The organism is Gaoshiqia sediminis, from assembly GCF_025907915.1.
GTDB classification, from domain to species: Bacteria; Bacteroidota; Bacteroidia; order Bacteroidales; family Prolixibacteraceae; genus Gaoshiqia; species Gaoshiqia sediminis.
In genome coordinates this window covers 12,502-38,772 of record NZ_JAPAAF010000028.1, presented here as the reverse complement: position 1 = coordinate 38,772, position 26,271 = coordinate 12,502, and the positions used below count along the sequence as shown (strand labels likewise).

31 protein-coding genes are annotated in these 26,271 nt (G+C 48.2%); 1 reads left to right on the top strand and 30 read right to left on the bottom strand.

What is annotated here, in order from left to right; all coding sequences use genetic code 11:
- Window positions 1-118: 118 nt before the first annotated feature.
- The 11 genes from N2K84_RS15170 to N2K84_RS15120 form a co-directional block, all read right to left on the bottom strand.
- The gene (locus tag N2K84_RS15170; RefSeq protein WP_282592674.1) at window positions 119-409 is read right to left on the bottom strand and encodes a hypothetical protein; all 291 of its coding nucleotides are present in this window, start codon (window positions 407-409) and stop codon (window positions 119-121) included.
- An 11-nt stretch (window positions 410-420) separates the two neighbouring features.
- A complete protein-coding gene (locus N2K84_RS15165) occupies window positions 421-720 on the bottom strand; it encodes a hypothetical protein (RefSeq protein WP_282592673.1) in 300 nt (99 codons plus the stop codon).
- A gap of 4 nt (window positions 721-724) precedes the next feature.
- Window positions 725-1,393 carry a hypothetical protein gene (locus tag N2K84_RS15160; RefSeq protein WP_282592672.1) on the bottom strand — a complete coding sequence of 223 codons (669 nt, stop codon included), beginning with the start codon at window positions 1,391-1,393 and terminating at the stop codon, window positions 725-727.
- On the bottom strand, window positions 1,359-2,585 hold the full coding sequence (locus N2K84_RS15155) for an RNA-directed DNA polymerase (RefSeq protein WP_282592671.1): 1,227 nt from the start codon (window positions 2,583-2,585) through the stop codon (window positions 1,359-1,361). The genes N2K84_RS15160 and N2K84_RS15155 overlap by 35 nt, the downstream gene beginning before the upstream one ends.
- A gap of 61 nt (window positions 2,586-2,646) precedes the next feature.
- A complete protein-coding gene (locus N2K84_RS15150; RefSeq protein ID WP_282592670.1) occupies window positions 2,647-4,047 on the bottom strand; it encodes a hypothetical protein in 1,401 nt (466 codons plus the stop codon).
- Window position 4,048: 1 nt separating this feature from the next.
- Window positions 4,049-4,366, bottom strand: a complete 318-nt coding sequence (locus N2K84_RS15145) for a hypothetical protein (protein WP_282592669.1) — start codon at window positions 4,364-4,366, stop codon at window positions 4,049-4,051.
- Window positions 4,367-4,460: 94 nt separating this feature from the next.
- The gene (locus N2K84_RS15140) at window positions 4,461-4,814 is read right to left on the bottom strand and encodes a hypothetical protein (protein WP_282592668.1); all 354 of its coding nucleotides are present in this window, start codon (window positions 4,812-4,814) and stop codon (window positions 4,461-4,463) included.
- A 19-nt stretch (window positions 4,815-4,833) separates the two neighbouring features.
- Complete coding sequence (locus tag N2K84_RS15135; RefSeq protein ID WP_282592667.1) at window positions 4,834-5,469, bottom strand: hypothetical protein; 636 nt, start codon at window positions 5,467-5,469, stop codon at window positions 4,834-4,836.
- A gap of 118 nt (window positions 5,470-5,587) precedes the next feature.
- Complete coding sequence (locus tag N2K84_RS15130; protein ID WP_282592666.1) at window positions 5,588-6,022, bottom strand: hypothetical protein; 435 nt, start codon at window positions 6,020-6,022, stop codon at window positions 5,588-5,590.
- 82 nt (window positions 6,023-6,104) lie between these two features.
- Window positions 6,105-6,368, bottom strand: coding sequence for a hypothetical protein (locus tag N2K84_RS15125; protein WP_282592665.1), 264 nt, complete (start codon window positions 6,366-6,368; stop codon window positions 6,105-6,107).
- Window positions 6,369-6,498: 130 nt separating this feature from the next.
- A complete protein-coding gene (locus tag N2K84_RS15120) occupies window positions 6,499-6,786 on the bottom strand; it encodes a hypothetical protein (RefSeq protein WP_282592664.1) in 288 nt (95 codons plus the stop codon).
- Between the two features lie 60 nt (window positions 6,787-6,846).
- Between N2K84_RS15120 and N2K84_RS15115 the strand changes: the two genes are divergently transcribed.
- Window positions 6,847-7,140: a hypothetical protein gene (locus tag N2K84_RS15115; RefSeq protein ID WP_282592663.1), complete on the top strand. Its 294-nt coding sequence runs from the start codon at window positions 6,847-6,849 to the stop codon at window positions 7,138-7,140.
- Here N2K84_RS15115 and N2K84_RS15110 read toward each other — a convergent pair.
- The 19 genes from N2K84_RS15110 to N2K84_RS15020 all read right to left on the bottom strand — a co-directional run bounded on the left by N2K84_RS15110 (window position 7,137) and on the right by N2K84_RS15020 (window position 26,246).
- The gene (locus N2K84_RS15110) at window positions 7,137-10,865 is read right to left on the bottom strand and encodes a phage tail protein (RefSeq protein WP_282592662.1); all 3,729 of its coding nucleotides are present in this window, start codon (window positions 10,863-10,865) and stop codon (window positions 7,137-7,139) included. The genes N2K84_RS15115 and N2K84_RS15110 overlap by 4 nt on opposite strands.
- Window positions 10,866-10,892: 27 nt before the next feature.
- Window positions 10,893-12,578, bottom strand: a complete 1,686-nt coding sequence (locus N2K84_RS15105) for a LamG domain-containing protein (protein ID WP_282592661.1) — start codon at window positions 12,576-12,578, stop codon at window positions 10,893-10,895.
- 6 nt (window positions 12,579-12,584) lie between these two features.
- Window positions 12,585-13,028, bottom strand: a complete 444-nt coding sequence (locus tag N2K84_RS15100; protein ID WP_282592660.1) for a hypothetical protein — start codon at window positions 13,026-13,028, stop codon at window positions 12,585-12,587.
- Complete coding sequence (locus N2K84_RS15095; RefSeq protein ID WP_282592659.1) at window positions 13,025-16,252, bottom strand: phage tail tape measure protein; 3,228 nt, start codon at window positions 16,250-16,252, stop codon at window positions 13,025-13,027. Before N2K84_RS15095 ends, N2K84_RS15100 begins: the two co-directional genes overlap by 4 nt.
- On the bottom strand, window positions 16,233-16,367 hold the full coding sequence (locus tag N2K84_RS15090; protein ID WP_282592658.1) for a hypothetical protein: 135 nt from the start codon (window positions 16,365-16,367) through the stop codon (window positions 16,233-16,235). The genes N2K84_RS15095 and N2K84_RS15090 overlap by 20 nt, the downstream gene beginning before the upstream one ends.
- A 71-nt stretch (window positions 16,368-16,438) precedes the next feature.
- Window positions 16,439-16,957, bottom strand: coding sequence for a hypothetical protein (locus N2K84_RS15085; protein WP_282592657.1), 519 nt, complete (start codon window positions 16,955-16,957; stop codon window positions 16,439-16,441).
- A gap of 52 nt (window positions 16,958-17,009) precedes the next feature.
- Window positions 17,010-17,513 (bottom strand): hypothetical protein, encoded by a 504-nt coding sequence (locus N2K84_RS15080; RefSeq protein WP_282592656.1) that lies wholly within the window; start codon window positions 17,511-17,513, stop codon window positions 17,010-17,012.
- A 5-nt stretch (window positions 17,514-17,518) separates the two neighbouring features.
- Window positions 17,519-17,905 carry a hypothetical protein gene (locus N2K84_RS15075; protein ID WP_282592655.1) on the bottom strand — a complete coding sequence of 129 codons (387 nt, stop codon included), beginning with the start codon at window positions 17,903-17,905 and terminating at the stop codon, window positions 17,519-17,521.
- Window positions 17,902-18,408: an HK97 gp10 family phage protein gene (locus tag N2K84_RS15070; protein ID WP_282592654.1), complete on the bottom strand. Its 507-nt coding sequence runs from the start codon at window positions 18,406-18,408 to the stop codon at window positions 17,902-17,904. Before N2K84_RS15070 ends, N2K84_RS15075 begins: the two co-directional genes overlap by 4 nt.
- The gene (locus N2K84_RS15065) at window positions 18,399-18,686 is read right to left on the bottom strand and encodes a hypothetical protein (protein ID WP_282592653.1); all 288 of its coding nucleotides are present in this window, start codon (window positions 18,684-18,686) and stop codon (window positions 18,399-18,401) included. Before N2K84_RS15065 ends, N2K84_RS15070 begins: the two co-directional genes overlap by 10 nt.
- 17 nt (window positions 18,687-18,703) lie before the next feature.
- Entirely contained in the window at window positions 18,704-19,021 is a 318-nt protein-coding gene (locus N2K84_RS15060; RefSeq protein WP_282592652.1) for a DUF6706 family protein, read from the bottom strand.
- 1 nt (window position 19,022) lies between these two features.
- Complete coding sequence (locus N2K84_RS15055) at window positions 19,023-20,171, bottom strand: major capsid protein (protein ID WP_282592651.1); 1,149 nt, start codon at window positions 20,169-20,171, stop codon at window positions 19,023-19,025.
- Window positions 20,172-20,190: 19 nt separating this feature from the next.
- Window positions 20,191-20,790, bottom strand: a complete 600-nt coding sequence (locus N2K84_RS15050; protein WP_282592650.1) for a hypothetical protein — start codon at window positions 20,788-20,790, stop codon at window positions 20,191-20,193.
- A gap of 18 nt (window positions 20,791-20,808) precedes the next feature.
- Window positions 20,809-21,465, bottom strand: coding sequence for a hypothetical protein (locus tag N2K84_RS15045; RefSeq protein ID WP_282592649.1), 657 nt, complete (start codon window positions 21,463-21,465; stop codon window positions 20,809-20,811).
- A 72-nt stretch (window positions 21,466-21,537) separates the two neighbouring features.
- Window positions 21,538-22,563 (bottom strand): hypothetical protein, encoded by a 1,026-nt coding sequence (locus N2K84_RS15040; RefSeq protein WP_282592648.1) that lies wholly within the window; start codon window positions 22,561-22,563, stop codon window positions 21,538-21,540.
- A 3-nt stretch (window positions 22,564-22,566) separates the two neighbouring features.
- Complete coding sequence (locus N2K84_RS15035; protein ID WP_282592647.1) at window positions 22,567-24,039, bottom strand: phage portal protein; 1,473 nt, start codon at window positions 24,037-24,039, stop codon at window positions 22,567-22,569.
- A 33-nt stretch (window positions 24,040-24,072) separates the two neighbouring features.
- The gene (terL, locus tag N2K84_RS15030) at window positions 24,073-25,518 is read right to left on the bottom strand and encodes a phage terminase large subunit (RefSeq protein ID WP_282592646.1); all 1,446 of its coding nucleotides are present in this window, start codon (window positions 25,516-25,518) and stop codon (window positions 24,073-24,075) included.
- Complete coding sequence (locus N2K84_RS15025; RefSeq protein ID WP_282592645.1) at window positions 25,493-26,023, bottom strand: transposase; 531 nt, start codon at window positions 26,021-26,023, stop codon at window positions 25,493-25,495. The genes terL and N2K84_RS15025 overlap by 26 nt, the downstream gene beginning before the upstream one ends.
- Window positions 26,024-26,033: 10 nt before the next feature.
- Window positions 26,034-26,246 (bottom strand): hypothetical protein, encoded by a 213-nt coding sequence (locus N2K84_RS15020; RefSeq protein ID WP_282592644.1) that lies wholly within the window; start codon window positions 26,244-26,246, stop codon window positions 26,034-26,036.
- Window positions 26,247-26,271 lie beyond the last annotated feature (25 nt).

The window sequence follows — 26,271 nt, the reverse complement described above, 5'->3', positions numbered from 1 at the left end:
TGGTTTCTAATCATTGCAATACTTATTCGAGCAAGATTAAGACGAATTAATAAAAAACCCCCGGCCAACTCGTGACCAGGGGAAAACTAAAACTAAACCAATATTCACAACTGACCTACTAAAAAATACTCTTTTTTAAGATTAATCCATGCAGCGCACCAATCAGGTTGGCTTTCATATCGGCCCACTCCATTTGACCAAGGTTAAGGGCGCCATCGTACAGCAGTTCTTTAGCTGCTCCCAATAGCAGGATGGATACCGCCCCGGCCAATGGGAGTACGAGCAACCAGAAAGAGAAGATCCCGGCCACCAAAAATATAAACGCCGCCCAAATCCCTAACAACACCCCTTTGCGCGCCCAGTTAAATGATTTGCGGTAATGTTTGATCTTGTCATCTGTCCAGTTCATAATGCATGATTTTAAGTGAACATATATCCCCGTTTTTCACCTGCCTTGTAGGTTTTGATGGTGGTTCGAAAGGGGAATTTTATCTTTTCGTTTTCCAGCGCGGCAATGATCCGCTTGCTCTGCGTGAAGAATATACGGGCCCGGCTCTCGTAGTTGATCCTTACCACATAGCGCTCCCCGTTTTTGGTAGCCACATCACGGCGGAAGTCGATTACTTCAATTTCAACATTCACAATGTCGTTGATGCTGATCTTCTCTTCTGTGTAGCCTTCGGGCTCAATTTCTATTCCAAGGTCGGCAAACGAGATCATGGTCCTACTTGTAAGGTTCGAACAGTAATTTCAGCGCATCAACATCTTCCGGGCGTATGTGGAAGGCTTTCATTTGCTCAACGGTGTTAATTTGCATAATTGCATCAACCGTTTGGGCGCGCATAAGCTTTGCCTGTTCAATAACGGCGTTCAGACCTTCATTCTCGCGACCGCTTACCAGCTCGCAACGAGCTATGAGAATGGCAAATTCGTTCAGTACAACATCAAATTCTTTAAGTCGTTGCTGCCGGAGCGTTTCCATGTCGGCTTCATAGGTTTCAGCCACTTGCGTATCTTCGGGCACCCCGGCAGCCTGGCAGTCCGAAACAACCATTGCTTTCAGCTGTTTGCGGTGGTTGAGAAAATCGATGTACGCCTGTTTCTTCTCCAGGCTTTCCATGCCAACCGCTACGGCGTTAAAGTCGTTTTGAAGCTTCATCTCAACATCGGCAGGATATAGCACTCCGAGCAACGTCGCCAGTACATTGCGCTGTGTGAGCGGATAACTTACCCGGAGACTGTCGTAATAATACCCCTGCTTCGCTTCCTCTCCGGTGTTCTGTTCGCCTGCTTCGATGTTGAAATTATACAATACTGTTTCCTGCCCGTCATTCTGCCTTGCAAATGTCGCGGGTCTTTCAGTTAAGAATAACCTTTTGTTTAATCTCTGCATTTTTATAAATATTTTGTTGATGAATCTTGTCCACATATTTCACCCAGCCATAGTGCGACGATAGCTGGTGTTTTAATTCGATTTGACGTTGTGATTTCGCCAATTTGCTCACACCCTTATAAAAGTTTGTCAGTATCTTTTTTCGAAGCATAACTCCCTTATGGTTGAGCCGGTATCCAACAAAATCGATCTGCCGGGATGCTACCGGGAAAACCTGCCAGTTACGTTTCAGCTTCAGGTGAAGGCAATCATTCAGGTAGTTTTCAATTGCTACCCGGCAATGGTGCAGAAATGCTTTGTCTGAATGAAGCATCACTACATCATCCATGTATCTGAAATAGTACTTCAAACCCAAAACTTCATGGCAAAAGTGGTCGAGCGGCGTGAGGTAGATATTGGCAAAATACTGACTTGTCAGGTTGCCGATCGGTACGCCAACCCCGCCCGGAACACTATCAATCTGGTTGTCGATCACATGCAGCAACCTGGCATCATCCAGCTCTTGCCTGATAAGCTGTTTCAACACTTCATGATCAATGCTGTCAAAATACTTGCTCACATCCATTTTTAGGCAGTATCTGGTTCCGGCCTGGTCTTGTGACAGGGCATCGCGAACGTCAAACATGCAGGCATGTATGCCCCGCCCTTTAATGCAGGCGTAGGTGTTATCAATCAGGTTTCCGATCCAGCTGTCTTTCATTACCATCACAATTGCCTGGTGGATGATCCGGTGCGGGTAGAAAGGCGCAATCATGATGTTTCGCTCTTTGGGTTCGAACACCTTCATGCTCCTGTATTGACAGGGTATGCCCATCTCTGATGCCAACTGATCATGCAACCGCTGGATGTTTTCGCCAAACTTTTTGTTGAAGTCCTGTATCTGCTTTGACTTTCTCTTTCCGACCTGGGCTTTCATGGCAGCTTCTACTAACGTGTAGTGCGACACGAACCGATCAAACAGAGTGCCGTTCCGGGACGGGAATCGCTCCCCGTCCCCTGTCAGCTTTTTTTGCCATGAGGCAGGGTCACACAGCCTTAAATCTTTTTCACGGTATAGGCGGAACCCATAATTCGCATTCGCATTCGTGGCCCGATTATTCGTATTCGCATTCCGCGAACCGGCATTCGTACCATTATTCGCATTACCCGAAAGCAAGGGACCCGTTAAGCTATGTGACCTTCTATTTTCCATTTTAAAAATCTTAAAAATTGGACGCTCCGCGTTCCGTTTTGTCCGCGTTCCGCGGTTTCGGTTACCCCACCACCGGGTTGGAACGGCACAGGCGGAACCCACAAGCCGCATGCGCATCCGTGGCCCGAGAATTCGCATGCGCACCCCGCGAACCGGCATACGAACCATAAGCCGCATTACCCGAAAGCAAGGGACAAAACCAGCCACGATTGGTAGGATTTCGCCAGAAATAATCGCAAATACCTTCTACCGAAGTTGCTCCGGTATTAACAGGCAACATGTCGCCTTCTTCGTTGTCTGCTTCGTTCCACCCCCAGCCATCAGCTGTTGGCAGCTTGTCTGTTTTCAAGTCATACCCGGTTGGTGGCGTAGGCTCCGTTTCATTTGCTGGATAGGCAAACTTACTTGGATCAGCACATACATACAGCAGCACCTTTCCGCCTTCCAGATCGGTTTGATGATATACTAAGCTGTCATCGTTAATAAGCCAGAGGTATTCATACCAAGTCTCAAAGCCACGATAGCACGGTGCGGGAACAACCTTATCAACACCTGTGTTGGCCCAGTTTTTCACGGTATAGTTCACTACCCCGGAATTGTTGCCCAGTTTGGCGGTAACGCCTCCCGGAACAAATGGATAGTTGCCGTTGTGTGTAGTCCACTGCGTCCAATCCACAGCAGGGCCACGTCCTAATCCACCTTGCCGGAATCCATTCACATCGAGCGATGGGTCGTATGCTTCCTGAATGTCGTAATTACCGTATTCCAAGGTTTGCAATTGAGCCAACTCGCTCATTGCACGGTAGGTGCCGTGATGGGCGCCAATTGCGGCACACTTACTTCTAATGTCTGCCCGTGCAACAGCTGTTCTGCCCATGCCCAGCAAACTATTATAAGCCGCATCGTTTGCCGATGAGTTATTTCCGCCCCTGAATTGAGCGGCATTGGCTTGCCAAAGCGGTAGGTCGGTAATCTCATCACGTAGTACCTCACCAGCTTTGTCAAACTGCAACGAGCAGACAGTTGCGGCCCGGTTGTTCACGTTGTCGTAAGTACTGTACCAGGGGGCAATGCTCATGGGTGGCCGGTACAGGTAGCCCGTAATGGGAAATTCGCTGAACATGCGGCGCACAACATTGCCGTCCTTGGTGAGCTTAAAGTAATAGCCCGGCTTGTACAGCTTCACATTTCCGGTTGCTCCCGAAAGGTCAGCAGGGGTTCCGTCTGCCTTAAGGGTGGAATCATGCGGGTGCAGCCAATAAAGAAACTGGCCACCGTGCGACTCCATGTACCGCCTGATCCGGTTCTGGATTGGTAACGTCCGGTGAAGGTCCAGATTACCAATCCGTGTAACATACTTCGACTTCGAAGTTGTGTCAACCTGATAGCCATAGGCGTGTGTGGCCTCGGTAACCTTCCGGCCTGCCCCGCCTGATTTTCCGATTGAAATAATTAACCCCATTTTACACGGCCCTTTCTGCTTTTGTTCCACAGGCCCAATATACATCGTAGCTCAACAGGTCGATCGCTTCGGCAGGGATCTCAACAATGCCCCCGGGTGTCCAGTCGCTGAGCGGGACCGGGAAATCTGAGCTTTCATCATCCTGGTGAAGCTTCAGGTCAACAATCAATAAGATGTCGGTTGTGGCCTGCTTAGGGACCACACAAATAGAGAATGGCACTTTCGGATCGAGCTTAAACAGGCTGCTCAAATCAGTTATTTTACCATGCGAACCCAACCGGGTTGCATACATTTCGGGCGATACATATCCATTTTCCATGATCTCTCTCTTTCTTTTTTTAACGTTAAAACCTGCCCGGGGGAAGATTCAAAAACCGGGCAGGGTAAACACACAAAATCAAAAAACACGCATCCTAAAACGTTCCTCCGCCCTTCTTGTAATTTGGCGTTATGGCGTTAAGTATTGTATCCAACCAGCCGAACACCTTATTGTCCCTCGTGGTAGGGGTAAGGTTGACAATCACTTTCGCAAAGGCCATAAAAGCGATTAAAAGCTCAAGCCAGTAGGTCTTCAGGAACCCGGCAGTGCCTTCTTCGTCGGTGATCACAGTTTCATCAACTGCAATTTCATCCTGAACGAGCAGGACCGGAGCATCTACCGTTTGTATATACTCCACTTCTTTGTTTTGCTGAACGTTGTCAGCCGTTTGCACACAGCCAACAACCGTTAGCATGATGATAGAAATCAAGAAAAAAATAGTTTTCATCTTTCAATTAATTAAAGGGTTAATAAACGTATAAGATCTCTTTGATCGGGTACTGCAATTGCTCCGACACATAGCTTCGTATTACCGCCTTGGCAGAGTCTCCCAGGTCGGAGTACACAGGCAAGAGGGTCATCCGGTCGATAAACTCCCGGAAATCGCCTTTGTATTGCAGGGTATCTACCCGGGTAAGCTCGGGTACCCGTACCATCTCGTCACGCAGATACACGATGTTGTACCCTTTAATCGTGTCAATCACGGTCCGGGTCCGGTAGTAGGTCGTGGTCATAATAACGGTCGAATCGTTCAGCTGGCTGTACGTCCAGCCCTCGGGGGTCACTTCCTGCCCCATTGCAAGGGCAGGAAGCATAAAAAGGATGAGCAACAATGTTTTCATAGTATTTCGTTTTTCTTTTCTGGCTTCTTTTCGTTCTTCCCGTTTTTGTTTGCGCTCTTCTTTCGTACTGATATCCGTATCAATCGGAACTTGCTGGTTGTTGCCTTCGCCGCGCTGCTTGATCTTGTTCACCTTTTGCTCAATTCCTTCAATGTACTGATCTGCATTGATAACAGGCTGAACCCGTTTCAACATCAGCAGGCAGAACCCCAACAGGGCTAATGACAATCCGCTGAGAAATGCAATGATGGTGTTTTTCATTTCTTTACTTTTTTTCGTGTGACGTACCAACTCCATATCAACCCCGACCCGATTATCAGGGCAAAGGCGGCTGAATAACCAGCAACCCAAATCATCATTCCATTTGCAGCAATTAAATTCATGGGTAAACAATTAAAAGTTCATTACCAGTCCACCACCTCGTATCTGAATGCACCCAGTCAACATTGGCTTCAATGCAGGTGATTCCCAGCGTTTGCCAGTTCTTTGCGATATAATCACGCACTTCATCTGCTGTTGCATCCCGGAAAATCTTGTCAGATGCCCGTCCCCAGGGATGCTGGCTGAGAAATGAATAATAAGAACTATCCGGAGTGCGGATGCCGCTCCATTGACGATCACCACCAGCGATCCAGTTATTGATTGTGACCGGGCCGAACTTATCCCTGAGCAGCTGATCGGCCATGATCAAACGACGGTCAAGCATCCCGATAAGCAGGTGTGGTTTGTGCTGGTATTTGAAATACAACTCCCGTGGAATGTATTCATCCGCATACAGGTTCGCTGTCAGTTTTATCCGCTTTATCTTATCCATAGCTTCCATGCGTTAAGTTTCAGAGCATCGCCCGACAATTTTCCCCGCAGTCGCTTAATCAGCCGTTTTTGATATGCTACTTTCATTGCCGGTCCTGTATTTTTTCAAGTTTCCGATTGATGTCCGAAAGTTGCTCCTTGATCTGACGAACTGATAATTCATAAATCTCCTTGTCTGCCTTGTCCGATTTCAGCGTTTCAATTTCCTTCTCTTGCTGGCTAATAGTGCTTTGCGTGTCGAAGTAAAAAGGGACAGCTGCTACCGATACAATCACAAGCAAGCTTGCCAGCGCCTGCCAGATTGTGTTTCTTAATTGTTTCAGGAATTGGCTCTCTTGATCGCTCATGGGGTTAGTCTGTAAAAATGTTCGAAAAAAAAGGTGCGGCCAGAGACCGCACCCCCAAAAATCAAAAATCAAATGAATCACAGTCTCTGTCATAAAATAGAATTCAGAGATTGTTTTCCCGAATATTTTGTTACCCTTCCAGTTCCTCCAGAAGCTTCTTTTTCACCACGGCCAGAAACGGGAACTGCGGGTTGTTTACTACTTCGGTTAGCCCGGTCTTTACCTGTTCGGTAAGTTCCACCTCCCCTTTCTTGTAGATGGTTTGGGCCACTTCCAGCATGCCCAGGTCACCGGTTGTCTGATAGATGTGGTTTCCAAGGGTCTTGCTTACGTCAAATTTCAGCTCCTTACCATCCAGGTCGGTAATTATTAGGTTGCTGAAATTGACCTCTTTTGTTTTTTTCTCTGTCTTTTTCATTTTCGATCTATTAAGTTTAACGTAATGTCAATATATTTGTAAGTACTAAATCAAAACGCAATGAAGAAAATTATCTTTGCCCTTATCGTGTTATTAACAGCCTGCAATGAGGATGACTCTATTTTCAGCCGCGATGTGTTTCAGTATGGGCAGACTACCTTCCAGATTACAAACGTTTATGAAACGAACGTAGAGCTTGAATGCAAAAATCCTGCGCACTCGCTATACTCTATCACTTTCAGCCTTGACGGGGTTTCTCATTCGTATTTGTACTTCCCGCAAATGGAGAGTATCAATGCGCGTTATGAGTTTTCCTATATTAAAATAACCAAGGTCACCCCTCTCGCAGATTAAACCCGGTGCATGTAATTACATTGCCAGTATGCCGTGTCCCAAACAAAAAGGAAAAGCATTCTAGCGTTTGTTAGTTCGAAGGTAGAGGCGATAGTACTCTCCCCGTACTTTATCGATTTCCCGTTCCCGTTAATCGTAACTGCAACTGTCTGCTCTCTCATAATCATATAATACTTACCCTTATATGGGCTTGAGGGTAGGTAGAAAGTAGCACTTGAAGTCCCGGTATGAACTACATATTGATCATTCAAGGCAAGTGTCTTTCCTGAACTGGTCCTGAGCACCGGAAAACCTGCGCTGATAACCCCCGAGAAGTCCATGAAAGCGTTAGGGGTAGTTAATGATGCCGACGTAGGGTAAATGTCCGCTAATACAGTTTGATACAATCCGCCGCCGCCCCAAATCCTTAGATGCTTTAACGAGCTCGTCATGCCGTCCAGGGTGCCCCCGAACCCACCGGCATTATTGATATCCAAATTCGTACCTTTTGCCGAGAGGTTGTTGTTTTCTATCGCAATGCCAGCCGTAGAGGTTCCCGACCCGATCAATGCTTCTTGCGCGATTAGCTTGCCGTTCGAATCAACTGAAAATTTACCACTCCCGAGATTAAATGTTCCGGCGGTGACAGCCCCGAGAGAAGTTATTCCAGTTGTTATGATCTTATCAGCGGTAATTGTTCCGGCGGCTATCTTGTCACCCGTGATGGTACCGGCTGCGATCTTAGAGGCTACTATTGTACCCGCCTCAATGAAGTTTGTATTCAGATACCCGCCAACAATTAGGGTTTGCCCGTTCACAATCGCTTCCTGTTTGGCGGCGTTCAATGTATCGTACAGACCATCGGCATAGCTTTGCGCGGCTGACTGGGCACTGTTCGCTTTCGTGGTAGCGTCCGCCGAGGCGGTACTTATCGCCGTGCTCTGGGCGTTGTTTGCTTTGGTAGTGGCATCCGTGGCGGCTGTAGATATCGCGTTTGTTTGCGCTGTACTGGCATACCCTTGCGCCTCCACCTGTGAGGCAAGGCCGCCGGTTACCTTGATAGCTGATACATCAAGCAGGGTTGTCTTGATATACCCGCCCTGTATGATCGTGCTGTCCAGCTTGGCGATGTTGACCAGATCCTGATAGGCCATATCGCCAAGGCTACCCGACAAGGCACTGACAAGACCATCAGCATAAGTTTGTGCGGCGCTTTGTGCGTTGTTCGCTTTCGTGGTAGCATCAGCCGAGGCCGTTGAAATAGCTGTACTTTGTGCGGCGTTGGCTTTGGTTGTTGCATCCGTGGCAGCCGTAGAAACAGCAGCTGATTGCGCTGCATCGGCTTTAGACTGTGCCCCGGTTGTGGTTTCAGCGTTGCCGCCGGTTACGTAGATCGCACCCTTCAGATAAACGTTCTCGCCATAAAGCCCGTATCCGGTGAGCGGCCCGAACTGGGCATCGGTAATCCCATCCAACTTACCAAGCCGCACTTTTGTTTTCCCGGCCAGATCAGCCGAAACAACCCCGTTCAGTACATCGATGTACGGGGAGTTATTGTCCGAAGCAGTCAGGTAGATTGCCCCCTGCCGGTCGGTGTTGGTGGTGTTCCCGATCCTCACTATTTCATCCCCAACCTCAAAGGCGCTTGTCCCGTCAGTTTTGGTCACATCAATGTAGTTCGCCCCAACAGCTGTTACCCGGGCAACGTAGTATTTCACATTACTGCCGGTCCAGCGTTGACAACGTACCAAGTCGTTCACCACGAACGGGACCAGGGTAGCGCTGCCACCTGTGTCAATCGTTAACCGACTACCACTCACGCCCGAAACCTTGGCCGCATCGCTCACCCACAAGGCGCCATTGGTGCCCCTGATCTTATTGATCACAAGCTCATAGACCGACATTTCTTTTCGAACGGTCAGGTTGTCCACCGTGAGCCGGTTGTCAGCCGGATCAATCCTCCAGCCCGAACCGGCAAAGCCGGAGGTATAGATTGGCGATGTGGCATAGCCTGTAATGGTACCGTTATTCATCGCCCAATTCACATCCGACCGGTTGGCGTTGCCTGTATGGTAATAGTTTGCCGCCACAATGCCGCCAAGCTTATCTGAATCACCTGCCGCCACTTTTGTAACACCGTCAAGAAGCAAGTAATTTCCTGATTGCACCAAGCCTGATTTCAGCCAGAAGTCGCCGGTACTGGCCTTTTTGCTTTCGGCCAAACCGGAACGGTCCACCTCTATGTAGTAGGTTCCATCCAGTCCGGATTGAAGGGCGAGGTCATTAATCCGCTTCGCCTCGTTGCCGCCCCAGATACGGGAACCCTTGTACACGTTCGTTGTGATGTTCTGCTTTTCAACAGCGCTTTCCAGACTGGCAATCGTTGCCAGCGTATCATTCAGCTGGCTGGTCACCTGCTTTTGAAAGCGTTCTTCAATGAAATTCGATATGTCAGCCTCTATCCCGGAGTTGTCCAGATTGGCGGATATGCCTGTTATCCGGATCTGCTTGTCAATGCCCAGGTCGGCATCAATTATCCGGATCACGTCGCCCACCTTCAAGCTAATCGTATTGTCGCGGATGTACCGGTAATCAAGACTGAGCTTGTATTTCACCCGCAGCTGGGAATAATAGTCCAGATACGCCTGTGCTGCCGCTTTCAAAGAAGCCTCCGCAGCATCAACGTAGGATTGAGGCATCAGGATATCCACAAAAACAAACTTGTCGCCCGGGCTGGCATAGAACGTGTCCGCTTTTGGCATGACAAGCCCTCCCTCTGAGGCGCCTTGAATCAGGGTAATGCTTTTCGTTGCGTGATCGTATGCTGATATCTCGAATTGGTTGCCCATCAGATCGCCGTCAAGAAACACCACTTTAGCCGTGATCCCGGCCAATAATTGATCGTTCAGGTTGAAGTCAATCGTTGAACAGGTAATTGTCAGCTTGTCGGTTGAAACCGTAGAAACCGCCCCTTCAAAGCGTGGCCAGATATTCTCGAACACAACCACTTTTTCAATGATCCGGCTGTATTCCGATGTATTTTCCATATATCTGGTCCCGTCAAGGTTTTGGAACACCAACCGGCCAGCGCCTCCCCGATAATCATACGGGATGTTCCGTTTCGAGCCGAAAGCATGTACCCGGGTAACGGTGTTCCCGTCATCCACATTCTCCCGCGAAAGTTCATACAAGCCGTTTCCTTTCCCGTGCTGGAAGGTCAGTAAGGTTGCATTTTCAACCCGTTCAACCAGGTTGATCGTCTTGTTCACGATCGAGAATTCAACCGAAAAATCAGTTGCCAGCTGTTCCAGTGCCTCCTTGCAGGTTTTCCCCGAGAAATACACGTTTTTCCAGTCCGAAGCGGCCACGGTGCCTTTTGTCCAGCCCGTGTGGATCTCGTTGATGTTCGAGACAATCAGGTCAACAAAATCAGTCAGGTAGCCGGTCAGGTAGAATTCAGCCTTGCCGTTCAGCATGACAATCTTATCCAATAGCTGATAATAAGGCCCTTCAAACTGCACCGTGTACCTATACTCAACCTCCGAAATCTTAGTTTCCGATACCGGCCTGTTCACCGTATAAGTCACCCCGTTGTGAGTGATATAATCATTCACCTGAATGTCCAGCTTCGAATCGACAATCACATTCAGCGTAATCAGGTCTTCCCCCATCAGCTTTTGAGAAAGCTGCGTCCGCCCGTCAATAGTCAGATCGTATATCTCGCTTCCAGCCCTGTATATTTTCATAGTTTCACCTCCACATTAAAATAGAAATCAGACCACCCTTAACCGTAATGTGAACTTCGCCGCATAGTCGAGCATCTGCGACACCTGTAACCCGTCCTTCACATAGAATGAAAAAGAATCACCCAGATAGCTTGTCAGGATATGCAGCCCCGGAGAAGCCAACAGAGCCTGAAATTGCGCCATTTTTACAAGCATATCACTCAGGTCTGAACCGATCAGCAGACATTGAAGTGTCACGTTCCGCATATCCCGGTAACCCGACTGCTTATAATTGCCTGTCGTGTTCACATCAATCCGTTTTGCCAAGTCGAAGTATCCGCTGTGGCTTTGTACAATAATCCCGAAATCGTTTCTGAGGTTATACCCGTCAATCAGCGTACCGGCGCCACCGGTTGCGGCTGTTGTCAGTGCTGAAAAAGAAACGTCCTGTTGTGTGAAAGCAGCTTCGAATTTCAGCATCGTAGGCATCAGTTCAGTTACCTTAATCTCCTTTTCAAGTACCACGTTGAAGCTTCCGAAAGGGGTTGAGAATACCAACTCATCATTTTTGCACAAATCCGAAAAATCGCCATAGTTCGAGACCAGCAAGGCGTGAGATGAAGCACGCATCAAACCTCTGAAAGTAATGTCCCGGCCTTCCCATTCCAGGTCACCAGCCGAGACAAAAGCCTCAATCTCGGTTCCCCAGTCCCTTTCGGTCGTTCCCTTCCGGCGGGGAAAGTCAAGCGCTCCGGATAGGGCAAACGCATTTCCTTTTTCCCGCAGCGGCAGAATACCAAAACCGGCCAACGAAATCCCATTGATTTTGTAGCGGTTTGATCCGCTGTTATCGGAAATCACATCCGAAGCGTTCACCGTATCGGTCAATGATTTGCTGTGCGCGGTTGACCCGGTATGGTCATTCGATATCACATCAGACACCGTCACCGCATCAGACAAGCTGCGAACATAAGAAACCGCCTTGGTCAGGCTGTCCGAAGCGGTCACCCCGTCAGCTTCCGAAGCGGTCAGGCCGCCCCCGGCCAATGAAGCATGAGAAACACCGTCACCGCTATTCCATAATTCCGTCCGCTCCCCGGAAGTCAGCACCCGGTCCCATAGAATGAACTGGCATAGTTTCCCCTCCAGTTGTTCACCCCCGCCGCCATTCTTACCCACCCAAAGCGGATTGCTGTAGGTGTTAAGCGTTGTGGCCGAGAATGCGGTTGATGCCGCGGCCCCGTCGTTCACGTAAGCACGTACCGCATCGCCCTCAAACGTGGCAATAATTAGGCTCCATTGATTTAGCGGGACATACACGCCCGTTGTTTTCGGACTTGTTTTCATGCCCGCCGGTGTACTTGCAAAAATGCGTGCATACACGTTCGATGCGTCATGAGTAGCCAACTGCAAGCTGAACGAAAAGTAAGGACTGGAGTGTCCGGATGTGCTGTAAGGGATACCCGCAACAATCTGGAACCCGGCCCCGGTAGGATACACCCATGCCGCCATGGTAAGGGCCGCTGTGATATTGAAAGCAGCATCCGAGGGGATATCCACATAGTCGCCATTTGCCCCGTCAAACTGAAAGGCATTACCAACTTTACCGGTTATGCCCCTGTCTGCCCCGTAGTTCGTTCCGTCATGCCCGTTACCGGAGCTGTCAACTACCGCTCCGGAGGTTCCTTCGAAGTCAAGCCAGCATACCGCATTATTTAATAAGGTGCTGCTCATGCCGGATTAGTTAATTGTCAGTGTCCAGGTAATCTGCAAACTATCTCCTGCTGCTTTGGCGATAGCCGCAAACGTGGCGTACATCCACATGTTGCCGCTGTCCTGGGTAGCACTGTCAAAAGTGCCTGCCTCGGTGATACTACCTGTGCCTACCCCGGCGGCGAAGTTGGCAACAACGGTCAAGACATTGCTGGCCGCTGTTTTGCTGGTGAATGCCTGCCTGCTACCCGAAATGTAAGCGTTCAGCTTCGTAGTGCCCCCTGTGCCGGTGCCCAGCTCCATATGTGTGAGATTGCCCAATGCCGGAGTTGCCAGCAGCTGACTTACAATGCCGTTCTTCCCCGCGCTGGTGACGGCGTTATGTACTTCTCTTGTAGCTTTCAACTTGCCGTCTTTATCGAAAAGATTGGCCACTACATTTACCCGGATGTTAAGATTGTCGTTTTTCATATTCGGCTCCCCGTTGTTTTTGTGTTCGTGTTAATCGCTTTCAGTTCTGTGACCGCTGTACGAAGCTCCAGAACAGTATCCAATGTATTTCTTTCAATGTTCATCAAACTACTCTCGGCAGCCTTTGAACTTTCCAAAATGCCCCGTGTATCCAAAGCCGTCCGGTTCCAAAGGCCAACCAGCTCACTTGCCGATTCTTCGGTGATTGCACGGCCAATCTGACCGGCGATACCGGAGGCCGCTGAATCACTTCCAAAGTCAATCCCGAGTTCCTTTAACCCTGCAATGGCCTCTTCGAAAGCGGGGCCGACCTCTGTGTAAAGGGCGGACATGGTATCCTGAAACCGCTTGATGTCATCCGTTGAAAGGCTCCCATCAGAATAATCATTGAGCAGCTGGTTCACGGCCTGATCAATCGGAGCGGTCAGCAGTTTTGCAGTCAGCTGTTTTTTGGTGATGTTGGCAATAATGTCATTTACTGTATCACCCCAGGCTTTTGCGGCATCCTCAGCCTCAAAGAAGGCATCCGCTAACGAGTTTTTCAGGTCGCTGATGGAAACCCCGATCACATCGCCGATGATGTTATTCATTTCAGCCACCAGGCCGTTGTAGCTTTGCAAAACGGCCTCGATAGCTTTGCGTTGGTCATCTGATATCCCGCCTTGCAAAAGTCGGTTTGATAGCTTCTCGATCTCGACATTCAGATCTGCGGCTTGCTGGACGATGTTCCTGAGTACGGTTGATCCGTTGCGGTCGCCATCCCGGGGGCCGTAATATTTCCCTTGCAGCTCATCGTTAAGTGTCTTTGCCTCTGCTGCCAGGTCTTCCAGTTGTGATTTAAGAATGATGATCGACCGCATGGAGCTGTCAACACTCAGGTTTGAAAGCGATTCCGCAGCAATGTTTACTGAGTTCAGTATCTTCTCAACCTGTTCCTGTACGTTGACAAAATGGTCAGAAAGCTTCTCCGGGGTTTTCAGGAACATTCCCAATGCCGAATCAATCAGCTTTGCCGCACCTTGGACCACGTTCCCGGAGGCGATGTCAGCTATCCCGGACATGGCTTGCAAACCATCTTCCAAGACTTTGGCCTGTTCTTCATTCAAGCCTAATTGCTCGGCATATTCACTGGTAATTCCCTGTACATTGAAAAGTATTTCTTGAGTTGTACCAAGCGTATTTAAAAGGCCCTCTTTTGAGTTATCATTTACCGATTTGATCCTTTTGCTTAATTTGCTGAATTCAAGTTCAACCTCTTTAATGCTTTTTACTTCACCTTTGCCAATAAACAAAGGCTTGCCATCAGCCCCGGTCAATGTCCCCCGGATATCGCCTGCGTTTACGTTGATTGGTTTGATGCCTTTATTTTCAGCCACCTTAATGGCTTGATTGGCGATTTCTTCTCGCAGCTTCTTTTCTTTTTCCAATTCAACAATTCGCTCGGCAATAATCTTCCGGTCTTTTTCGTCTGCTGTTTCAAGGTCTTTGTATAGCTTGTCAAGCTCACCTTTCAAACCGGCGATTTCCTTTTCTGAATTCTGCTTAACTCCGGTCAGGGTTTCAAGCTTCTTTTGCAGCTCTTCCACCGCCTTTTCCTGCGCCTCTATCTCATTAACTGTTTTTGTTGATCCTGGAGCCCTGAACTTATCCAAGTCGGCTTTCGCTTTCTCCAATGCTTTACCTGTGCTGTCAATTTGTTGCTGTACCGTTTCAAGGCTTTCACCAACATTGTTACCGGTCTCCGTTGATGAAGCTGAGACTTCAGCAAACAGTTTCATCAAACCTTCTTCAGCCTGTTTGGTGATGGCAATTTGGTTGTTTAAATATTCGAGTTCAGCTTGAGTGTATCTTCCGGGAGTCCAGGCTTTTCCGGTTAAGCCAATACTGGCATTTAAGTCCTCGGCTCTTCGTTGTAACCATCCAGGGAGATTATCTTCAAGATTTGATGCTTCAGGACTCAGTTCACCCACCCGATTATTCCTCAGCTCATTGATCTTTTCAAGTATGATGGTTAGTTTTTCCTCTTTGTCTGTGATGCCGGAAATACTTGCGGCCACTTCATCAACTAATTTCTTTGAGCCCGGATTAATAATATCCAATTGAGTATCGGCAAGCAAGCTGTTTAGAAAGTCGGCGAATGACGTTGAACCAGCCTTTATGGCCTTTCCAAGTTCCCTGATCTCGCGGGTCCACCGGTTGTGTACCATGGCCCACTTGTTATCTGCTTCCTCCATCATGGTGTCGTATGCCTTTTGCATTGCCCCGGCGGCTTTAGCTGTCTCGTTCAGGTCATCTGCGGCTCCGCGGGCCTTCTCTCCAGTTAATGCCAATACTGCGTTCACACCTTCCACATCAGGAATGAGCTGTTTCAGTTTATTCTGGCTACCTCCGGCCATTTCCGCAACCTTGTTAAGCCCTTCCTGGTATGTCATGGTAGCTGACCAGCCATCGCCCAGCACCTTGTTCATGTTGATGATCGATGACCGGATCTGGGTCATGGCTTGAGCCGTTGGAGTACCTTGCTTGGTAATAGACTGGATGGCCGCAAAGATCTCTTCGAAAGCGATATTGTTCGAGGCTGCCAGCGGAGCAACCTGGGCAATGGTCGAAGCCAGCTGCCCGAAAGTGGTTTTTCCTCGCTCTACGGTCTTGAACATCACATCGGCAACTTTGCCTGCGTTGTCTGCGGATATCCCCCAGGCATTTAAAACCGTGGTCAATCCATCGGCAGCAGTGGTGGTATCGGTAATCCCGGCGGTGGCCGCTTTTGAGGAAATATCAAGCAGCTTTAAGCCTGCCGCGCCATCGTACCCGGCAGAGACAATTTGATAGAAGGCTTTTGAAAGATTGATAGCGCTTTCCGGCCCGTTTGCGGCCATCTGGACGATCTGATCTGAGATTCCTTTGAGGTCTTCCTGAACTGCTTTTGATATTGTTTGAACCTCACGCATAGCCATGCCGAACTCACGTTCAAACTCGTATGCATCCTGCGCCCATTTCTTAAACTGCATAGCTGCTGTAAGAGCCATCGCTGGACCGATCAAACCAGTCAAATTGATTCCAATGCCGTCAAGCGTCTTCCCGAACTTGCCAAAAGCGCTGTCCATTACAAAACCGCCTTCTTTAAATTCCTTCACCAGACTACTTATACGCGCATCAAGAATGACCATCTTCTGATCAAACTTTTTTATATCAATATCCGCATTAAAGTTTAGTGCTCCCATTTCGCTTTGCTTTAAGTCTTTTCATTGCCGCTTTGTGCTGTTCCGGATTGGTCACCTCGATGATTTCTTCTTCTTTTTTACCATAGTGTTGATAGGGAATATCAGCCAGCATCATTTGTATGTTTTGCCAGCTTACGCCCCACATTACTTCATCGAAGGTCCAGCCGAAATTCTTACAGATGTCTGCTATTCGTCCCCAGATGGTGAATGCTGGCTTGTAACCGTCCCGCTCATCTCCAGAAGGTTGATGCCTGCCAGCGAGACGGTACTCACGAAAAAATCATCTATTCCCATCTGCTTCACGATAACTTTGATGAGCTTATTTGTTTCTTCGGAATCCAGCGTGCGGAGAAATAATCCGGTTAGCTCATCCTCGTCCATCAATTCAGGATTAATGGGTTTTGATCCGAGAGAAAGGATCGACCGCCTTCGTTCTGGCACCGGCTTGGAATTGATGACAGCCAGGGCGATTATCCGTGCTTTGATTTGGGCGTCTGTGGCCATCGAACTAATGATATCGACAGCTTTTGCATTCTTGTCAAAAACGGTCAAATTCAGTTTGGCCTCGCTGATCTGGATTAGCGTACCCAGCTTTAATTGAGGGATGCAGAAATGATGGACCTTCCCATTTTCTTCAACAGAGAAACCAATACCCTTACCGGTCAAGGTGGCGGCAGCTTCTTGCTTTGTTTTTATATCAACCATTGTTGCTTGTTTAAAGGAAAGAAAGCCCGGAATAATCAGGGCTTTCAGTTAATTAATCAATCTCGTCCCAGTCGTAAGGCGATAGACCGGCAGCCGGGGCCAGGGCTTTAAACCTGATCTCTATTTCAGAGAAACCGGACTTGGATACATTGCCTGTAAACTTGGCTGTAATTTTGGCTTTGTACACGTTCAGTACCGGACCGGCAGTGGTGTTGACCTGCAAGGCAAGCTCAATATTTTCACTTGCAGCTGGCGCCTGCCACTTCGTAGCAAGGGTAGTCCCATCGCCGCCCTTCACTTTTTCAAGCATGGCCGGTGTGTAGTCGTAAGTCCTCCAGCTACCTTCCAGCACGGATTCAACATCGGTGATCGATGCAATTGGCGCTGCCGATTCTTCGGTCAAAGCATCCACTTCGGTAGCATCTGTTTCCGCTAGTGTGAATGATCCTTTCACCGTTTCCGAAAAAGCATCTAGCTGGGCGGGCATCGTAGCCAAATTGGTAGGTATCCCGAGTTTCACGGAGCTAATCCCATAAACTAATTTTTGTGCAGTCATAAGTCTTATTTGTTAATGATTCGTACTGTAAATCGAATGTTAGAGTAATGTTCGCCAAGGGGATCTTCCCGATGGGTTTCCTGAGTCTCGTAGTCAATCAGCACGTCGTTTGATATGCCTTTTTCAACAGTTCCGTCAAGCGCGGCAATAACAGCCGATGTTCCTGATTCGATTTTGTCAACATCCGGTGCCCCGGGGGTAATGTCCTTCACGTGATAGTTCACATTCACCACGCATCGCTGCATGATATCAGCATTAATAGGCAGTGAGTTTACCACTACGTATTCATCCAACTGAACAGCCGTTGGCTTTGAATACTTCATCACGGGAACCTGGAGCACACTTTCCAGAATACTCACAATTCTGTTTATGGCAAAATCCGTTGCTTTCATCTGAATGTAGTTGATACTGTTTCTCCATCATCGGAAAAGCGTTCCATCGAAACACCAATCTTGTTCAAGCTATCCGCATACTTATCAAGGATTCGTTCCAGGTTGATAATTGCCGTGTCAGCCTGAACACTGATCACATTTAATCCTTTACTTTCAACCTTGCTGGCATAATCCATCCCGGCCACACCCACCAGCTGATAACCGTCCCGCTTTTCAACTCCGTTCAGAGCTATCCTGGCAGCAGATTTGCCAATACCAGCTGATCCCTTCAGGTTTTCTTTCACGATTTTTCCATCCTTCAGGATGAAATAACCTATGGAGGAACGAAGGTTTCCGGTAACATCGCCAAAGCCTCCGTCAGCTTTCGTCATCTGCCGGGCTTCCTTTACAAATTCTTCACCTACGTAGGCAAGTATCTTGAAAAGGTCGCTTTCAACCTTTTCCCTGAAGGCATCCAGGTCACGATCAATGTCGGCCCTCGTGAATGTTGGCTTTATACCCATAACCTTGAATTTAACTGTCCGTTTTGCTGACGTTTCAACGTCGCGTTAACAAGACTGCCATCTTCAAAAGCAATAGTTACCTTGCTCCCGGCTGACAGTATCGTTGACGCTTTAGGAAGGTACACCACAAACGCAAAGCTGATTTCGTTGCCGTCTGTGCCGCGAAGAACGTCTCCTTTACCGGCTGGTTCGGCCCGGCAAATGGATGAAAAGTCAGCGCTTTCAACGCTCCATTTTCCATCTGTCAACACCGGTTCAGAGGCATTTGCTACAGTCACGATATGTGGATATTGCTTCACCATCTTTGCTGTGCTCTACCTCTTGGAACAGTTATCACCTTCGCCGCCGGATCATCGTACTTCGTATAAATGGCGTTTGCCATCTTGATGAAGTTTGACTTATCGGTAACAGAAATCTGAAATCCGCCTTCGGTGATACCGGCAGCTGAAACCAGGACCATTAAGATATCTGCTTTCGCCAGCTCGAATTCTTTCGAAGTCCCTGCATATTCAGCCGTAGCCGACAGCCCACGGTCTATCAATACACGGTTAAATGTATCGTCTGACAGCGGATAGCCAGCTACGGTTGATTTTATGGCTTCAAGAACAGTCATACTATTCTTCTACATCTGCACCAAGGAATGATGCAGGTACATTGTCGGTACCTTCAGTGTCCTCAGTTTCGCTCCATGCGGCGCCATCGCATTTCAGGATGTACATCGTATCCGGGTCATTGATCACCGGGATGGCGTTGGCCTCTGCCTTGGTCCATTCTTTGAACGGTTCCAGCTCAGACCACTTCTGGATGAACACGAAATCCTGCTTGACGGTGGTGGCAATCTTGTTCACTTCAGCTGAACTTTCAGCGGCAATAGGCCCGTGCTGGATATCACCAATTGACAGGTCAGGGAGCAAACACACACGCTTGGATTCCCAAGGGTTGACGGTGGTCTTTTTGTGTGCTTTGTCCTCGATCTTAACCGCCGGATCAATCACCACAATTTTAGGAAGCATGTTGGCTTCCATATACTGATTGATAAGGTCAAGGGTCACCGCCAATTTTGTCGGGGCCTGGTTGATCCACGATTTCAGTTTGGTGGTAGTCGATGTCTGATTTCTCAGCAGGATAAAATCCGAACGGCGCATGATCGCGTACTTCAACGTAACGCCTTCTGCCGAAGCTGCCAGGGTTGCTGCCTCAATGTCGCCAAGGCCGTCAGCAGTTGCAGCGGTGGCCCAGTCAACCGTTGAAACTTTTTTGTTTTCAGCGGGCATCCCACATCCAACAAATTCAGCGGTTACAACACCGTTGTTGTTCTGAGCATTCAGCAAAAAGCCTCCTTTACTCATCAACTGCATTGTCCACCACTCGAAGCGGCCACGCACGGCATTATACACGAAGTCCTGATCTTTGAAAGCCAGGTTCAACACCTCCAACTGGGCTGCATCGCCCTGGGCATCGCGCACCAACTGCGTATATTCGTTGTAATCACTTTCGTTCATACCACGCTTAACGGCAGTTTTTGGAATGTCACCCGACATCTTGGCGATCACCTCACGGGTTTTCTGCGGTGCAGAAGAATCAAAGCTGATAACGTCAGCAATTACCGGAGCGCCTTTCTCCCCAACCAGGGTTTCCCATTTCAGGGAGCTCTTTTTCTTGATACCGAAGAAGTTTGGGAAATACACCGGCTTAACCTTGTTGGTTTTCAACCGGGCCGCCATGTTCTTACGGTTCACTTGTTTGATTAACGATCTTTCCATTTATTCAGATTTTAATGGGTTACACAAAACGGATGTCTTTCAGAGCTGCTTTCAAAGCGGCGTCGATTGGAAAAGGCAGGACTGAAGCATTGACCTTACCAGCCTCAAGTAAACCCGAGGTTTGATTTGCAACGGTCAGATCTACCTTGTTCATCGTGATACACTCTGGGGTGTACAGATAGGCAGCGCTTCCGGCAGCAGCATCAGCGGCAGCCAAAACAAGAACATCACCTTCAGCGGCGGCCTCAAGAGTAGATGCTACCGTGATCACGTCGTAGCCATCATTGCTTTTGTCGATTGCGGTGATCGTGTTTGCGATTCCGGCCAGACCAGACTTCGTGATCTTATCTGCAACTTTGAAAAGGTGGTTTTTCTTCACCTGGTAAGTTGTTGCATCAACCGCGGCAGCAGCATACATTTCAGCAGTTTTAACTACGTGGTAGACACCGGTAACGGAATCCTTACCAACGATTGTCAGTGGTGGCAGCTCCTGAAGCAAAACGCCTGCAAACGAAACATTGAGATCTGAACGATCAATTGTTCCGCCACCAATCACATCCATCAAGATTTTCTCAATCCCGGGATGATACTGGAATTCCTTTTCTTTCTTTAAATACATAATGATGAATTATTAAGGTTATTTAATACCCAAGTCAACCACGCCCGGGTTGCCTGTTTTTGAATCCTCGTTCATCAGCTTGGTCCATTCCTCTTCGGAGCGTTCCTTCGGTTGCTGAAATCCCGGAGTATATTTCCCGCTTTCAACGGCTTCATTGATCACACCTTGCTGAATGGAAACATACTCTTCGTGCAGAGTCTTCACCTGGTCTTCAATCGAAGTTTCAGATTCGGCCTGAATCCTGTTGAGCCATCCTTCGGGTAGCTTTTTCTCGGCAAGTAATCGTTTTGCTGCTGCTGTTTTTTCTGCACTGGCAACAGATTTGACAGAGGATTGCACCAGCCCTTTGAGGTCTTCAATTTGCTTGTTCTGGGCTTCAATGAGCTTGGTAATCTCGGGTGACAGGCCATCAACCTTTACCGGCTCCGGATCCTTCTTGGGCTCGGGATCTTTAACTGGTTTTCCATCCTTTAGCCCATGTTTCTTTTCATATTCGGCAGTCGCCGAAGTCTCTGCTTCCTGAATGGCAGGAAGGATATTCTCTTTGAAAGCGTCAACCGCTGACTCAACATCTTCGGCTTGGGTCACCTTCGATGCTTTTTCAATCCGTTCAGCATATTTTTCAGGGACGCCCTTTGTTTTGCAAGCTTTTTTCAGAAGATCAAGAATTGTCATACAATAAAATTTTAATGGTACTTTTCATTAAAATATAAGCACGACATTCCTTTCCCAATTTTCAGAAGAGCGTCACTTCGCGTTGAAGTATTTCTTGTTGTCACGAAGGAGGTAGGAATCAGTTTTGAGGTTAGATTTCGCGGCTTGTTCCTCCAGGTATTCCCGACCATTCTCAGGAAGCTCTGTAATCTGCCCGGACGTTTGATAATTTTCGTCTGTTATCGACTTCATGAAGTCATCTTCCTTCATCAAAATAGGTGTGGCCGGGCAAATGCAGAACGGGTGCCAGCCTTTGTAAACAAAGTCTTTTGGATATTTCCCAACCATTGCATCACAGATTGGACACGGGCCTTTGTTTGAAGCCGAACGGCGGATATCAACCCCTAAGATGAAATCTAGGTTCTTCCACCGTTCATGATCTGCCAGTCGGTACATCTCGTTTGTATTCGTGACGGCCAATCTGAGGGCATTCTTATAGCTGGACCGGTAAACGCCCTGGCCCGGATGATAAGCGGCCATTGGAGCGGATGGCACCAGCTTCCCGTCTGCATTTCTTATCCGGTGGAAGCGTCTGTCCGGCTCTTTGAGAAGCTGCCGGACATCCTGGGATATCAACGCTGCCGGGCGACCAGTCGACAAACCGGATGAGAGGTAATGTTCAATGTTTTCCTTTGCCGTGCCGGTGACCTTCCAAACCCGGTCGGAGATCGTAAATCCATCGACCTTGCGTTTCATGAATGCTGAAAATGCCTCCTCGTTCCGGGCGAACATTCCCTTCCTGATCGTTTCGTTTATCGGTAAATTATCAATGAAACCAGATACCAACTCATCAGTCTTTAAATTGCTTCTTTCCCAGGCATCCGTTGTATGGCTCTGGATATTATCCAGCAGTTTTTCTCGAAGGACGGCAAGTTCATTTTCGATTGCCCGCTCAATGTTGGCATTTCTGATCCAGACGTTTTCTGAGCCCGAATCAGACCACCCGGTCATGATTTGTCCAACCTTTCTGACGAACTCATCAAAGATGTACTTGATGCTTCCTTGCTGCTGCAATAGCTTCTGGAGGTGCTGGCGCTCATGGAATGTAAGATCAACCATTCACTACCCTCCAAAAGCATTTAACCCAATCATGTTATTCCGTTCGGCTTCCGCTTTCTCATCCTGGGCCATGCGTTCAAGCTCACCTTCAACATCACCTGTCGGTGTCAGTGGAGAATTGGCCACAACTGTTTCCTTGCTGTTGAATGCTTTCCCGCCACCGGCAAGGCTGAGTATTTGTGCATCTTCAACAGGATCTTTCGGTAGAATCGATTCAAAGGAAACGGTTATCCAGTTGTCGACCAATTGCTGACGAAACCTGATGTTGGTAATATTGGCGATACCGGCAACAACCACCGAAACGCAGCGCTGAACTACCGGCCCAAAAACTTCCATGTTCTCAGCGGCCTTGATTTGTGCATCAAGGGTCATAAACCGACGGGCAACACCAGAGATATTGCCAATACCTTTTAGGTTATCAAATGATAAGTCCGGAGTGGATGATCCGCTGAACTGCTCATTCTTGGTTTCCTCCAGCTCCTGTTTCACGGAATCTATGGATTGCTGCCAGGCGAGGAAATCAGCATCACCATGAAACGGCTTGCCGGAATCAGGGTCAACCTTCATCGGGAATGTGATTTCCTTACCAACCGTATTCTTAGATGGCAGGTCGGTCTCTCCAAAGGTCTTCATAATCGGCTCGGCGAAATAATCGTTTGTGTCTGCCATCCGGGACAACCTCATTTCTCGCGCGTCCATTACCGGGGCCACTTCTTCCCATTCCGGCTCCAAAACATCAGCATAAATCACCGGGATGATTCCGAAAGGATTGTCTGCCTCTGCAATCTCCCAACCTCCATAAGTTTGCGTTCCGGTAATGATCTTTTCCCGTGTCCAGATGATGGCCCGGTCAGCTGTTATCCCGTCAATCCTGACCTGGAATTTATGGATAAAGGCATCCATATCGTCATTGTCATCAAAGTGAGGATAGAAGTCAGACGTAACATTATCCTGGACCGGCTGAGATAGGATCTTGGCCTTGAGCTCGGCTTGCTTGGTTCCATCAAAACGCAATGAAACATACGGAAAGAATACAATAGCGGCTTTCGTTTCTGACAAAACCACCCGGGCAAATTTCTTCAAAACGGAGTGCATCTTAAGTTTTCGCTCCCATACCCGCTTGAATTCGTTAAACCCTTCGTTCTGCTCATCCGCAGATATCTTCATCTTGCCACCAAACATGAAAGCAACAGCAGTCCTCACCACCTTCCGGGGGAAGTTGGTGACTATGCGTGCCACATCAACCACCTTGTCATCCAGCCGGACCGGATTGCCATCATCATCCACAAGCGACTCGGAATAAACCTCCATTCGCTTGGGTTCCCGCCAGCCTACGGATGTTTTCCGGCGTTTTCGCTCTCCATTAAACTCTTCAAGGTATTCTCGCGGGGCTCTTCCTTCGATCGTATCAACGCACAAGGTATGAACTACCTGCCCGAAGTTTTCATTCTGAAGTATATCATAAATGCTCGGCATACTTTTCTCTTAAAATATAAGAGAAACCTGCTTTTAACGTCCAGCACCCCTGGCAACCTTCCTGGGCTGTCTTTGGAGAAGGTAGGCCTCGTAGAGCTGGGCAAGAATGGTCATACCGTCCGGGGCGTCATCGTGGGCATTGCCCCCCTCCTTCTTGTAGGAGGTCAAGGCTTTTATGAACCGGGCATAATCTGAACCTTTTTCATACTCCGATTCGTCCAGGAACACGCAGTGTTTTTTTATCCATCCGGATTTCATCAGAATGCGGGTCTCTTTGTTGGAGGATGTGTGGCGAGCCTGGATTTCACATTTGGTGTGTCTCTGTCCCTTGAGTATGTCACGAACGCCAAGCCCAAATATACGGCCCCCATTGTTTGACTCAATCCGCATCAAATCACAACCGGCATCAATAATCATTTGCGACAGTCGGGGCATGGTAATTTCTACCGGATCCTTCGTAAATAGCATGTCTGTGATATATACCTTGTCGCCAGACACATGTCCAAACGGTGCGCAGAAATCGTCATCTCCTTCATCGGCAACGTCGCAGGCCCCAATAACACCGGCAGAGCCTTTGAGCTCATCGCGTTTGAATCGTTGCAGCTCTGATTTCGGGAACAGCAAACCTTTAGCCTCAATCGGATTCTGCATATATTCAGCTTCCCAGATGCTTTCTTCGGTTTCGGCCCGGAGCTCCCGGTAATATTCCGTTGTGTGAACATCCTCGCAGAAAGATTCATCATTCTCATCAAGCGCTGGTATCCGGATGATCTCATCATACTTGCCCATTTCCTCCAATCGTCCCAGTACGTCTTTCTCCGACCATCTGGTCCCGATATCTATCGAGCAGCAGTTGCCCTCGATACGGGAGTCATGTGTCCCCTGCTTCCAGCTCCACACCTTCTCATTGTTGGTATCCGAAAGTGCATCTTCCAGGCTCTTGTATAAGTCATCAGTAACGGCCAGCATCGAGGCCCCGAATCCAATAACCGAACCGCCAACACCGGCCCCGAAGTAACCAACCTGTTTTGATTGAGAAAGGTTCCACCCGTTGACATTTTGCTTGTCAGACTTCAGGCTAATTTCAGTGAATATCTCATTGTATCTGCGTGAGCGGACAATATCCCTGGTGTCGTATGAGAGTTTGTTGTAGAGCGGACTAGAACAGGTGTTCCTCATAACCGACTCCTCCGGGAAGTGACCAAACATCCAAGCGATGAATAACGACATGATGTATGATTTCCCGGCCCGGGGTGGAAGCGAAACGGCAAGTCGCCTGATGGTTTTGCTGCAATAGGCATAGTAAATCCGCATCAATGCCATGGCAATCAGTTTGAGGAATGGTCGCTTGGAAAAAAACTTCGGGTCCATGTACATGCAAAAAGCCCAGAAATCTTTCCGGGCTTCTCGCTTACGCAGGATGATTGCAGCTTCAGCCTGCATGAGCAGAACGTCACGCTTTGTCCGGACTTGATTCATGCTCAACTTTTCCATTCTGAATGATTGTTTCGAGCTCTTCATCGCTCAGCTTCTCCAGCTCGCTCTTCAAGGTAATGTCGCCCGTGAAGTTGTTTTCTTGCCTGTTCTTCCAGTTGTCCGGGTCCCGGTTGGTAAGCGTGAATATGATGGCCGTTGGATTAGGCTGGTAGTGCTTTTCAATGACAGAGTGTTCCTTCACCTTGACGATCGGTTTACCGGTATGTTCATCTTTCTTTCCGGTGTCAGCTGTAACCGTTTTTTTCTCCTGAACAGTGTACCCCTTCACCAGCTTCATGAGTGATTTTTTAGCCTCGACCACCAACAAGGAATTGAATTCTTCCTCGGCCCTTTTTATTGCGTCTGCAAATTCTGCACTGTTCTTCTGCCAGTTATAAAACGAACGTTCTGATATTCCGACCTTTAGACAGATTTCGGCAATAGTGTAGCTGTCCTCTTTTATTAAAGAAGTGATCTTTTCAATTACCTTTTTGCTATACTTTGCCATAAAATCGGTGTTATTCTTTACTATCAAACAACGAATCAGCGATATCCAGGACATTTTCCAGCTCCTGAACGACTGCTTTCAGTTCAATAAACTTCCTTTTCTCAACGGATGTAGGTTCACCATCGCCTTTTAGTATCCTTTCCAATTCCGAAAGCTGGGCCTTTTTTCGTTCAAGCCGTTTGGCAATTACTTCTTTGTAAATCATAGTTAGATCTTTATTCATGACGGCAATCATTTGAGTTATACCG

What these genes read in the sequence shown, in the direction of transcription:
- N2K84_RS15170 (WP_282592674.1), bottom strand. Translation starts at nt 409, where the DNA reads ATGAACTGGACAGATGACAAGATCAAACATTACCGCAAATCATTTAAC.
- N2K84_RS15165 (WP_282592673.1), bottom strand. Translation starts at nt 720, where the DNA reads ATGATCTCGTTTGCCGACCTTGGAATAGAAATTGAGCCCGAAGGCTAC.
- N2K84_RS15160 (WP_282592672.1), bottom strand. Translation starts at nt 1,393, where the DNA reads ATGCAGAGATTAAACAAAAGGTTATTCTTAACTGAAAGACCCGCGACA.
- N2K84_RS15155 (WP_282592671.1), bottom strand. Translation starts at nt 2,585, where the DNA reads ATGGAAAATAGAAGGTCACATAGCTTAACGGGTCCCTTGCTTTCGGGT.
- N2K84_RS15150 (WP_282592670.1), bottom strand. Translation starts at nt 4,047, where the DNA reads ATGGGGTTAATTATTTCAATCGGAAAATCAGGCGGGGCAGGCCGGAAG.
- N2K84_RS15145 (WP_282592669.1), bottom strand. Translation starts at nt 4,366, where the DNA reads ATGGAAAATGGATATGTATCGCCCGAAATGTATGCAACCCGGTTGGGT.
- N2K84_RS15140 (WP_282592668.1), bottom strand. Translation starts at nt 4,814, where the DNA reads ATGAAAACTATTTTTTTCTTGATTTCTATCATCATGCTAACGGTTGTT.
- N2K84_RS15135 (WP_282592667.1), bottom strand. Translation starts at nt 5,469, where the DNA reads ATGAAAAACACCATCATTGCATTTCTCAGCGGATTGTCATTAGCCCTG.
- N2K84_RS15130 (WP_282592666.1), bottom strand. Translation starts at nt 6,022, where the DNA reads ATGGATAAGATAAAGCGGATAAAACTGACAGCGAACCTGTATGCGGAT.
- N2K84_RS15125 (WP_282592665.1), bottom strand. Translation starts at nt 6,368, where the DNA reads ATGAGCGATCAAGAGAGCCAATTCCTGAAACAATTAAGAAACACAATC.
- N2K84_RS15120 (WP_282592664.1), bottom strand. Translation starts at nt 6,786, where the DNA reads ATGAAAAAGACAGAGAAAAAAACAAAAGAGGTCAATTTCAGCAACCTA.
- N2K84_RS15115 (WP_282592663.1), top strand. Translation starts at nt 6,847, where the DNA reads ATGAAGAAAATTATCTTTGCCCTTATCGTGTTATTAACAGCCTGCAAT.
- N2K84_RS15110 (WP_282592662.1), bottom strand. Translation starts at nt 10,865, where the DNA reads ATGAAAATATACAGGGCTGGAAGCGAGATATACGATCTGACTATTGAC.
- N2K84_RS15105 (WP_282592661.1), bottom strand. Translation starts at nt 12,578, where the DNA reads ATGAGCAGCACCTTATTAAATAATGCGGTATGCTGGCTTGACTTCGAA.
- N2K84_RS15100 (WP_282592660.1), bottom strand. Translation starts at nt 13,028, where the DNA reads ATGAAAAACGACAATCTTAACATCCGGGTAAATGTAGTGGCCAATCTT.
- N2K84_RS15095 (WP_282592659.1), bottom strand. Translation starts at nt 16,252, where the DNA reads ATGGGAGCACTAAACTTTAATGCGGATATTGATATAAAAAAGTTTGAT.
- N2K84_RS15090 (WP_282592658.1), bottom strand. Translation starts at nt 16,367, where the DNA reads ATGATGCTGGCTGATATTCCCTATCAACACTATGGTAAAAAAGAAGAA.
- N2K84_RS15085 (WP_282592657.1), bottom strand. Translation starts at nt 16,957, where the DNA reads ATGGTTGATATAAAAACAAAGCAAGAAGCTGCCGCCACCTTGACCGGT.
- N2K84_RS15080 (WP_282592656.1), bottom strand. Translation starts at nt 17,513, where the DNA reads ATGACTGCACAAAAATTAGTTTATGGGATTAGCTCCGTGAAACTCGGG.
- N2K84_RS15075 (WP_282592655.1), bottom strand. Translation starts at nt 17,905, where the DNA reads ATGAAAGCAACGGATTTTGCCATAAACAGAATTGTGAGTATTCTGGAA.
- N2K84_RS15070 (WP_282592654.1), bottom strand. Translation starts at nt 18,408, where the DNA reads ATGGGTATAAAGCCAACATTCACGAGGGCCGACATTGATCGTGACCTG.
- N2K84_RS15060 (WP_282592652.1), bottom strand. Translation starts at nt 19,021, where the DNA reads ATGACTGTTCTTGAAGCCATAAAATCAACCGTAGCTGGCTATCCGCTG.
- N2K84_RS15055 (WP_282592651.1), bottom strand. Translation starts at nt 20,171, where the DNA reads ATGGAAAGATCGTTAATCAAACAAGTGAACCGTAAGAACATGGCGGCC.
- N2K84_RS15050 (WP_282592650.1), bottom strand. Translation starts at nt 20,790, where the DNA reads ATGTATTTAAAGAAAGAAAAGGAATTCCAGTATCATCCCGGGATTGAG.
- N2K84_RS15045 (WP_282592649.1), bottom strand. Translation starts at nt 21,465, where the DNA reads ATGACAATTCTTGATCTTCTGAAAAAAGCTTGCAAAACAAAGGGCGTC.
- N2K84_RS15040 (WP_282592648.1), bottom strand. Translation starts at nt 22,563, where the DNA reads ATGGTTGATCTTACATTCCATGAGCGCCAGCACCTCCAGAAGCTATTG.
- N2K84_RS15035 (WP_282592647.1), bottom strand. Translation starts at nt 24,039, where the DNA reads ATGCCGAGCATTTATGATATACTTCAGAATGAAAACTTCGGGCAGGTA.
- terL (WP_282592646.1), bottom strand. Translation starts at nt 25,518, where the DNA reads ATGAATCAAGTCCGGACAAAGCGTGACGTTCTGCTCATGCAGGCTGAA.
- N2K84_RS15025 (WP_282592645.1), bottom strand. Translation starts at nt 26,023, where the DNA reads ATGGCAAAGTATAGCAAAAAGGTAATTGAAAAGATCACTTCTTTAATA.
- N2K84_RS15020 (WP_282592644.1), bottom strand. Translation starts at nt 26,246, where the DNA reads ATGAATAAAGATCTAACTATGATTTACAAAGAAGTAATTGCCAAACGG.